Origin of the sequence: Actinoplanes sp. GCM10030250, from assembly GCF_042666575.1 — a bacterium.
Classification (GTDB): domain Bacteria; phylum Actinomycetota; class Actinomycetes; order Mycobacteriales; family Micromonosporaceae; genus Actinoplanes.
Window position 1 is genome coordinate 1 of sequence record NZ_JBHTDO010000092.1, and the last position, 1,586, is coordinate 1,586.

Here is a 1,586-nt window from a genome sequence, read left to right on the forward strand (position 1 = left end):
CTAGTCTTGCCTTTTAACCTCCAGGTTTCTGCAGGTCGGCTTGGGTCCGGGCGCGGTGGATGGTTTTGCCCACGTCGTGGTGGGGCGCGCGGTGTTGGTTGCGGCTGCCGGGCGGGCGTCCGGGGCCTGGCCGGGTGGGTTTCGGTGCTTGCGCGGGGCGGATGGTCGCCGCTCGGAGGTTCCTGAAGGCACGTCGGACGCGGGCGGGGCTCAGCCGGTCGGTCCGGGTGGTGTCGGCGGGTTTCTCCCAGGGGTGGCGTAGGTCTTCGGCAAGGCTGCGGGCCAGGCGGAGCTGGGTGTGGGCGGCGATGATCAGCCAGGTCCAGGTGTCGGCGGCGTTCGGGTCGCGGAGCCGAGGCCGGGTCCAGCCGAGGGTCTGTTTGAGCAGGCGGAAGGTGTGCTCGAGGTCGAAACGCCGCAGGTAGGCCTGCCAGAACAGATCGACCTGGGCGGTGTTCAGGTCGGGCGTGGAGCACCAGAGCCAGATCGGTTTGGGGTTCTGGCCGGACGGGACGCGGTCGACGGTCAGCCGGATGAGGGTGCCCTCGATGACCGGTAGCGGCCCGGTGTGGGTGATCCAGGCGGAGCGGCGGGTCAGCCGGGGATGTACCCGGTTGAAAGCGATGGCCTGGGCGATGCCGTAGCGGCGGGTCTCGGTGCAGGTGTGGTGGTCAGGTGACGGCCAGGTGCTCTCGTCGGCCAGGCGTAGTTCTGGTCCGTGGTGGCGTGGCCTGCCGACAGTGGTGGGAGTGCGGGCTGGGGCGGGCAGGCGCATCACCCGGCTGGTGCGCAGCCGGCCGAGGACCTGCAGGGGAAGGTCGGCCAGGTCGTGGGCGAGGCGGGCGGTGTCGTAGCCGGAGTCGGTCACGACCAGGATCGGCTGATCGCCGGGTTGCCAGTGCCCGGCAGCGATCAGCCGGTCGATGACCTCCCTCAGCTGGGCGCAGGCCACCGCCATCTCGTCGTCAGCCGGGCCGAGCCGCACGGCGTCCAGGATCGCGGTCCACGACGTGCGGCCGGTCTCCAGCGCTGCCACGATCGAGTAGGGCCAGCCGGGTATCCGCTGGTCCTGGGCGCGAGTCTGCCCGGACACGTGACAGTAGAGCCGGTCCGGGCTGGTGTGGGCCTCCCGTCGTAGCCACGAGGACACGTCGATGGCCAGCACGATCCGCCCGTCCGCGGCCACCGGGACCGGCACGGCCGTCACCGCCCGGCGCAGCCGTTCCAAGTTCACTCGGCCCTGATTGACCGCGTCATACAGGGCGCCGTGGCCCCGGCGATGTTCGGCGATCAGGCTCAACCCGACCAGGCTCTCGACCGGGCCACCGGAACACAACAACGCGTCGGTCAGCTCGAACAGGGCGTCGGCCCGGCGGGTCAGGCAGGTATAGAACTCCTCCCGGAACCTGTCGAGTCGCCGCAGCAACTCGACGCGATCAACGGGTTCAGGCACACTACTCATCACGGCCTTCGGATCATGATCACGGTCATCTTCAGCGAGACGACATGATCACCGAAGGCCGCCTTGCTGTCCAATCACGACAGCAAGAAACGGCAGCCCAGCCACCTGAAGGTTAAAAATCAAG

The 1,586-nt window shown here is 69.0% G+C and carries 1 protein-coding gene; it reads right to left on the bottom strand.

Features of this window, described 5'->3' with window-relative positions; genetic code table 11:
- Positions 1-13: 13 nt before the first annotated feature.
- Positions 14-1,462 carry an NF041680 family putative transposase gene (locus ACFQV6_RS44145; protein WP_378033722.1) on the bottom strand — a complete coding sequence of 483 codons (1,449 nt, stop codon included), beginning with the start codon at positions 1,460-1,462 and terminating at the stop codon, positions 14-16.
- Positions 1,463-1,586: the final 124 nt, after the last annotated feature.

Bases quoted from the DNA above. Each gene is read 5' to 3' on its own strand.
- ACFQV6_RS44145 (WP_378033722.1), bottom strand. From the start codon at position 1,462: ATGAGTAGTGTGCCTGAACCCGTTGATCGCGTCGAGTTGCTGCGGCGA.